The sequence below is a fragment of the Cupriavidus sp. FW305-27 genome, assembly GCF_058787995.1.
In genome coordinates this window covers 1-7234 of the sequence record NZ_JBYTAG010000086.1, presented here as the reverse complement: position 1 = coordinate 7234, position 7234 = coordinate 1, and the positions used below count along the sequence as shown (strand labels likewise).

General features: G+C 68.8%; 6 protein-coding genes. 3 read left to right on the top strand and 3 right to left on the bottom strand.

Going from position 1 to position 7234, the window contains the following annotated elements:
- Positions 1–112: 112 nt before the first annotated feature.
- Complete coding sequence (locus tag AC3WRI_RS29525; RefSeq protein WP_010814903.1) at positions 113–1915, bottom strand: autotransporter assembly complex protein TamA; 1803 nt, start codon at positions 1913–1915, stop codon at positions 113–115.
- Between the two features lie 167 nt (positions 1916–2082).
- Between AC3WRI_RS29525 and AC3WRI_RS29520 the strand changes: the two genes are divergently transcribed.
- From AC3WRI_RS29520 to panC, 3 genes are all read left to right on the top strand, one after another.
- The gene (locus AC3WRI_RS29520; protein WP_010814904.1) at positions 2083–2274 is read left to right on the top strand and encodes a DUF3460 family protein; all 192 of its coding nucleotides are present in this window, start codon (positions 2083–2085) and stop codon (positions 2272–2274) included.
- A gap of 31 nt (positions 2275–2305) precedes the next feature.
- Positions 2306–3199, top strand: a complete 894-nt coding sequence (locus AC3WRI_RS29515) for a segregation and condensation protein A (RefSeq protein WP_010814905.1) — start codon at positions 2306–2308, stop codon at positions 3197–3199.
- Positions 3200–3403: 204 nt separating this feature from the next.
- Entirely contained in the window at positions 3404–4252 is an 849-nt protein-coding gene (panC, locus tag AC3WRI_RS29510) for a pantoate--beta-alanine ligase (protein WP_010814906.1), read from the top strand.
- A gap of 48 nt (positions 4253–4300) precedes the next feature.
- On the opposite strand, the gene AC3WRI_RS29505 is transcribed toward panC, so the two are convergent.
- Together AC3WRI_RS29505 and AC3WRI_RS29500 are read right to left on the bottom strand one after the other, a co-directional pair.
- The gene (locus AC3WRI_RS29505) at positions 4301–5494 is read right to left on the bottom strand and encodes a PepSY-associated TM helix domain-containing protein (RefSeq protein ID WP_492294619.1); all 1194 of its coding nucleotides are present in this window, start codon (positions 5492–5494) and stop codon (positions 4301–4303) included.
- Between the two features lie 133 nt (positions 5495–5627).
- The gene (locus AC3WRI_RS29500) at positions 5628–7148 is read right to left on the bottom strand and encodes a cobyric acid synthase (RefSeq protein WP_454749633.1); all 1521 of its coding nucleotides are present in this window, start codon (positions 7146–7148) and stop codon (positions 5628–5630) included.
- Between the last annotated feature and the right edge of the window lie 86 nt (positions 7149–7234).

The window sequence follows — 7234 nt, the reverse complement described above, 5'->3', positions numbered from 1 at the left end:
GGGGGGCGCGGGCGGGGTCGGGGTCCGGGCCGAATCGCCGCCGGGCACCGAAGGCAGATCGTGGGCGCTCATGCCGGCATCCGGGTCAGGCGTGAAATACAAGGGTGCCGCATCAGAACGCCACCCCCAGCGAGATATGCGGGCGGAACTGCTGCTCCTGGATGCCGTAGCCCACGTCCAGCTGCAGCGGGCCCACCGGCGTGCGCCAGCGCACGCCGACGCCCACGCCGTTGTAGATGGTCACGCCGCGCAGGTTGTCGGCGGCGGTGCCGAGATCCCAGAACACCGCCACGCCCCAGTCCGGCTTGAACCAGTACTGGTACTCCAGGCTGCCGGTGCCCAGGTACTTGGCCGGCAAGATGCTGGAGCCGCTGGGCGTGCCGATCGACTGGTAGGTGTAGCCCCGAATCGAATCGGTGCCGCCGGCGCGGAAGCGCAGCGTGGCCGGGATCTGGCTGGAGCTGTCGCCGGTCAGGTCGGCACCGAGTTCCAGCCGTGCCACCACCAGGTCGCGCTTGCCCACCGGTATGTACTGGCGGATACGGCCGTACAGCCGCAGGAATGTGGCATCGCTGAGGAATCCCCTGGCGGCCACGCCGATCTGGGTGCTGATCACGTTGCCGCGGCGCGGGAACACGGGATTGTCGACGTCGCGCCGCGTCCAGGCAAAGGCCGGCACCAGCGCCTTGCTGATCTGGGCGGCCTGGCCCTCCGGCAGCAGCTTGTCGTAGTAGAAATCCAGCGACGTCGTCACGTCGTACTTCTCGCGCGAGCGCGAGCGCTTCAGGCCCGCGCGCAGGCTGGTGGTGTCGGTGTTCTCGATGTCGATGGTGCGCTCGTAGCTGCTGTACACGCTGTTGCGGTAGTTGCCCCTGTCCGGGGGCATCGCGGCCTCGGCGAACAGATAGGAGCGCTTCTGCTCCAGCCGCGCCTGCGAGTCGAAGGTCCAGGCGCGGTTGAACAGGTTGTAGTACGAATAGCGGCCTTCGATCTGCGCGCCGGTGTCGGTGGTAAAGCCCACGCCGCTGTTGAGCCGGTGCGCCGGATATTCGCGCACGCGCACCGAGACCGGCGCGGTCACCACGCCGTCTGCCGCCTTGTCGGCGTCCGGGGGCGGTTCCAGGTCGACCTGCACGTTGGAGAAGTACGGCTGGTTCTGGATCGCGCGCTGCAACTCGAGCAGCCGCTCCACGCGGTACGGCTCGCCCTCGTTCAGCGGGTTGACGTTGTAGATGATCTGTTGCGGATAGCGGCGCGTGCCGGTCACCTTCAGCGGCCCCAGCAGGTAGGCCGGGCCGCTGGCGTAATGCGCGGACAGGTCCGCGCGCTGGTCGTCCGGCTCCACGCGCGCCTGCGACGCGGCCAGGCGCGCGCCGTAGTAATTGTGGCTCTGCAGCGTGACCAGCGCGTCCTCCTTGGCCTTGTCCCAGTCGCCCTGCCGGAACGGCTCGCCCACCGGCAGTCCCCACTTGGCCTGCAGCTCGGCCACCTGTTCGGGCGAACGCGTGGCCGCCGGGCCCGTCACCTGGACGTCGACATTGCGGATCAGCGTGCGCGCGCCGGGGTCGACCATCACGTGGACCACGCGCTTGTCGCCCTCGCCTTCCACGCGGGTGGTGGTGGTCGGGTCGAAGTAGCCCTCGGTTGAGGTGAACGCCCGCACCTGCTCGCCGACGGTCTCGATCATATAGTCGAGCTGGTCCGGCGAAAGGTCGGCGCGGTCCTGGTAGCGTGCCAGGTCCAGATGCTCTTCCAGCATCTCGCGGATCGGCTTGGGCGCCTCGACTTCGACCTTGTAGGCGGCGCGCGCCGGGGCTGCCGCCAGCGCCAGCACCGCGCCCAGCGCGGCCAGTACGCGAACGGCCACGCGCGCGCGGCCAGCGGAGTCAGCGGTAATAGCGGTGTCTTGCGGCATCGCCGATTGTCCACACATACAAAGTCGGTATTTGACCACACCCGGCCTTATGCCCGGAACTTTCCGGCGCCTTGTACCCGGCCCGGATGCATTCCGGGGGGCCGATACTGTAAAATCGTGGCCCACTGTACCTATCTGGCGCCCGCGCGGGCGCATCACGGTTGAACATGGCCATCTACGAATCCGATATCACCCAGTTCCTGAAGCAGCTCAAGCAAGAGCGCCCGACGCTGGAGGCCGAACAGCGCGACGGCCGTGCCCTGCTGTGGGACAAGTCGCCGATCGACCTGGAAGAGCGCGCCCGCGCCGAAGCTTCGCGCGTGGCGCAGAAGCCATACGTCTACGCGCAGGACAACTGATTCCCGCCGCCCCCGCGAGCGCACGCCGCCCATGAGCGCAGGCGACCAGGACAAGCTGCCGCTGCCCGTCGAGCTGCCTGCCGTGGCCCCGGCCGTTGCAGCCGGCCCTGCCGGCCCCGCCGACATGGTCGACGGGATGGCCTTCGCGCGCCTGTACGGCGAGCCGCTGTTCAAGCTGCCGCAGGACCTGTACATCCCGCCGGACGCGCTCGAGATCTTCCTGGAAGCCTTCGAGGGCCCGCTGGACCTGCTGCTGTACCTGATCCGCAAGCAGAACTTCAATGTCCTCGACATCCCGATGTCGCAGGTCACGCGGCAGTACCTGTCCTACATCGAGCAGATCCGCAAGACCAACCTCGAGCTGGCCGCCGAATACCTGCTGATGGCGGCCATGCTGATCGAGATCAAGTCGCGCATGCTGCTGCCGGTCAAGAAGGCCGACAGCGACGATGAGGCCGAGGACCCGCGCGCCGAGCTGGTGCGCCGCCTGCTGGAGTACGAGCAGATGAAGCTGGCCGCGCAGCGCCTGGACACGGTGCCGCAGCTGGGCCGCGACTTCCTGCGCTCGCAGGTCTATATCGAGCAGAGCCTGGCGCCGCGCTTCCCGGAAGTGGAGACGATCGACCTGCAGGCCGCCTGGGCCGATGTGCTCAAGCGCGCCAAGCTCAACCAGCACCACAAGATCTCGCGCGAGGAACTGTCGGTGCGCGAGCACATGAGCCAGATCCTGCGCCGCTTGCAACACGCGCGCTTCATGGAATTCTCCGAGCTGTTCGAGGACGCGGTGCGCTCCGGCAAGGGCGTGCCGGTGGTGGTGGTGAACTTTATCGCCATGCTGGAGCTGTCGCGCGAAGCGCTGGTGGAGATCACCCAGGCCGAACCGTTCGCCCCAATTTATGTGCGATTGGCGTACAGCCCGACCTGACCCACCCGCGCTGCGGGGTCCGGCCCCGTCCCAACATGTTCTACAATCCGCCGACAGCCGGCCCAATGGCCCACGGTGCAGGCCCCGAAGGCAAGTGCCCGAAGGCCCCGCGCCCGACAGAAGGCCGAGACCGGTAGTCCATGTGCCGCCCCTCGACGGACCGGCGCCCGGGTCACACCTACCACGACCAGCACACCAAGGCAGATGAAAGTCATTTCCTCCATCCAAGAGCTGCGCGACCAACTGCGCGGCCAGAACCGCGCTGCCTTCGTGCCCACCATGGGCAACCTGCACGAAGGCCACCTGTCGCTGATGCGCCTGGCGCGCCAGCACGGCGACCCGGTGGTGGCATCGATCTTCGTGAACCGCCTGCAGTTCGGCCCGAACGAGGATTTCGACAAGTACCCGCGCACGCTGCAGGACGATATCGAGAAACTGCAGAAGGAAGGCGTCTACGTGCTGTTCGCGCCGTCCGAGCGCGATATGTACCCCGAACCGCAGGAATACCGCGTCGAGCCGCCGCATGACCTGGGCGACATCCTGGAAGGCGAGTTCCGCCCCGGCTTCTTCAAGGGCGTGTGCACGGTGGTGATGAAGCTGTTCTCGTGCGCGCAGCCGCGCGTGGCGGTGTTCGGCAAGAAGGACTACCAGCAGCTGATGATCGTGCGCCGCATGGTGCAGCAGTTTGCCCTGCCGATCGACATCATCCCCGCCGAGACCATCCGTGCCGAAGACGGCCTGGCGCTGTCGTCGCGCAACCGCTACCTGAGCCCCGACGAGCGCGCCGAGGCGCCGGTGCTGTACCGCACGCTGCATGACGTGCGCGACACCGTGTTGGGCAGCGACCGCGCTTCGGCCGACCTGCTTGCGGTCGAGGCGAATGCGAAGGAATCGCTGGCCAGGCGCGGCTGGAAGCCGGACTACGTGTCGATCCGCAAGCGCGTCGACCTGCAGGCGCCGACGCGCGAGGAATTCCTCGCCGGCGAGCCGCTGGTAATCCTGACTGCCGCCAAGCTGGGCGCGACCCGGCTGATCGATAACCTGGAAATCTGAGCGGCAGCGCCGCACCAGGCAAAAAAGCAGGCCGGCGGCCTGCTTTTTTCATGCCCGGCGCATGCCGGATCGCTGTGCGGCCTTCATCACATGCCGCTGATGACCCCGCCGCCGCTTCCACCAGATCAGCACGCCGGTCACGGCAAACGCCAGCGGCGCCAGCCCGAACAGCGTGATAAACACCCGCCCCGGCAGCCCGAAGGCCTCGCCGGTATGGAGCGGAAACAGCCAGTTCAGCAGCGTGTCGCCCGCCGGCGCCTGCTGCGGATCACGCATGCCCAGCGGCTTGCCGCTCCAGGCATCGAGCCACAGCCGCGTGGCACCGGTATCCTTGCGCACCTCGCCGGGCTGGCGCAGCCGAATCTCGAACGCGTCGCCCGGCTTGCGCGGGAAGCTGATGCGGGTCACCTGCGCTTGCGGGTACCCGGCCTGCGCCGCCGCCATGATCTCGCCCGCGCCCAGCGGCCGGGCCCCGGCCGGCGCCGGTGCCGAGACGTGCTTCACCGGCGGCGTCACGGTCATCACGCCCGCCACCATCGGTGTCACCCACTTCGGCAGGTTCAGGTACCAGCCCGAAAAGGCGATGATGGCCAGCACCGGCGCGGCCAGGATGCCGCCGGCGCGATGCAGCGAATAGTTGAAGCGCGACCATGAGCCGCCGTGCGTGATGCGGAACGCCTGCACCACCGAGCGCAGCTTCATCCTGGGCCACCACACCGCCACGCCCACCAGCGTGGTCAGCAACAGCAGCATGCCGGCCACGCCGGTGATGGTCTTGCCGGTGTCGCCTGACAGCAGGTAGCGATGCAGGTGAAACAGCGTGGGCAGCAACAGGCGGCGCGACAGGCCCGCCTCGCCCCAGACCCGCTCGCCCTTCACCGCAAGCGTGACCGGATCGACCATCACCTGGCGCGAGCGGCCCGGCACCACGCCGTCGGGCCCCTTGACCGGGTACCAGGCGGTAAAGACGCCGTCGGCATGGACGGGCAGCATCAGCAGGTTGGGCTTGCCATAGGGGGGCGCAGCCAGCCGCTCGGTCACTGCCTGGACCGTGGCCGGCGACACCGGCTCCGTCATCGGCGCGGACGCCACCAGCAGGTCAGGGTTGAGCCAGGCATCCAGTTCCTCCCGCCAGGCAATGGTCATGCCGGTCAGCCCGAACAGGACGAACAGCAGGCCAAGGCTCAGGCCGATATACAGGTGCAGTTTGACGAGGGCGACGCGCAGGCGGCCGGTGACCATGTGGGGGCTGAAGTACGTTGAGCGGATGCTGCCATGCGTGGAATATGGCGCACAGGCCACCTCCACGCAGAATGCAAATGCGAAAGATTCGCGATTCTAGCAGGGGCCCCGCCAGGCGGCCGTGCCGAATGCGTCAGCGCCGCAGCGGCGCCAGCATCGCATCGAGGTCCAGGTGCGCGGTCATGGTGTCGGCAAGCCGCTCGATCGATGCTTCGCGCAATGCGTCGAGGTCCACCTCCTGGGCGCCGTCCAGCCCCGCCCAGCGCAGCAGCGCCTGGCAGCCGGCGGGCTCGTCGAACAGGCCGTGGACATAGGTGGCCAGCACCTGGCCGTCGGCCGAGCGCGCGCCGTCGGGCCGCACCGTGCCGTCGCCGCGCTCGAGCCACAGGGCCGGCTGCTCCAGCCCCGCGCCCGTGGTGACGCCAAGGTGGATCTCATAGCCGCGCACCGGCGCATCGGCCTGATCCAGCGCCAGCCGGCCGCCGACCTGGCGCAGCTGCTTCTCTGCCGCCAGCGTGGTCTCGAAATCCAGCCAGCCCAGCCCCGCGCTGCTGCCGGCCGGGCCTTCGCGGCCATCGGGATCGTGCACCTGCCGCCCCAGCATCTGCATGCCGCCGCAGATCCCGATCAGCTTGCCGCCGTAGCGCAGGTGCCGGGCCAGCGCCGCGTCCCAGCCATTGGCCCGGATGAAGTCCAGGTCGCCGCGCACGTTCTTGCTGCCGGGCAGCACCACCAGGTCCGCGGGCGGGATCGGCATGCCGGGCCCGACAAACTGCAGGTCCACCTGCGGGTGCGCGCGGAGCGCGTCGAAGTCGGTATGGTTGGCGATGCGCGGCAGCACCGGCACGATCACGCGCAGGCGCTGCGCCGGCGTGCCGGCCTTGTCCGCTTGCGCGCCGATGATGGCGTCCTCGGCATCGAGATGCAGGCCGTGCAGGAAGGGCAGCACGCCGAATACCGGTTTGCCGGTGCGCGCCACCAGCCAGTCCAGTCCCGGCTCCAGCAGGCCGACATCGCCGCGGAAGCGGTTGATGATGAAGCCGGTCACGCGCGCGCGTTCGCTCTCGGACAGGCAGTCGAGCGTGCCGACCAGGTGCGCAAACACGCCACCGCGGTCGATGTCCGCCACCAGCACCACCGGGCAGTCGACGCGCTCGGCAAAGCCCATGTTGGCGATGTCGCGCTCGCGCAGGTTGACCTCGGCCGGGCTGCCGGCGCCCTCCACCAGCACCACCTCATAGGCCTGCGCCAGGCGCGTGTGCGAAGCCAGCACGGCCTTCATCGCCTCGGGCTTGTAGGCATGGTAGGCGCGCGCATCCAGGTCCAGCCGCGCGCGGCCGTGGATGATCACCTGCGCGCCGGTGTCGCTGCTGGGCTTGAGCAGCACCGGGTTCATGTCGGTATGCGGTGCCAGCCGCGCGGCCTGTGCCTGCAGCGCCTGCGCGCGGCCGATCTCGCCGCCGTCGGCGGTGACCGCGCTGTTCAGCGCCATGTTTTGCGGCTTGAATGGCACCACGTGCGTGCCGGCACGCGCCAGCACCCGGCACAGGCCGGCCACGATGGTGCTCTTGCCGGCATCGGAAGTCGTGCCCTGGACCATCAGCGTGCCGCGCAGGGCACCCGGCGGCAGGGATTGCGAGGAGTCGGTCTGCATTGGCGGATTATCGCACCGGTGCCTGCAACACCCCCCGTGCGATGCCCGGATGCGGCGGCTACAATACGCGGATGGAAACCCCGGCC

What these genes read in the sequence shown, in the direction of transcription:
- AC3WRI_RS29520 (WP_010814904.1), top strand. Translation starts at nt 2,083, where the DNA reads ATGGCCATCTACGAATCCGATATCACCCAGTTCCTGAAGCAGCTCAAG.
- AC3WRI_RS29500 (WP_454749633.1), bottom strand. Translation starts at nt 7,148, where the DNA reads ATGCAGACCGACTCCTCGCAATCCCTGCCGCCGGGTGCCCTGCGCGGC.
- AC3WRI_RS29515 (WP_010814905.1), top strand. Translation starts at nt 2,306, where the DNA reads ATGAGCGCAGGCGACCAGGACAAGCTGCCGCTGCCCGTCGAGCTGCCT.
- panC (WP_010814906.1), top strand. Translation starts at nt 3,404, where the DNA reads ATGAAAGTCATTTCCTCCATCCAAGAGCTGCGCGACCAACTGCGCGGC.
- AC3WRI_RS29525 (WP_010814903.1), bottom strand. Translation starts at nt 1,915, where the DNA reads ATGCCGCAAGACACCGCTATTACCGCTGACTCCGCTGGCCGCGCGCGC.
- AC3WRI_RS29505 (WP_492294619.1), bottom strand. Translation starts at nt 5,494, where the DNA reads ATGGTCACCGGCCGCCTGCGCGTCGCCCTCGTCAAACTGCACCTGTAT.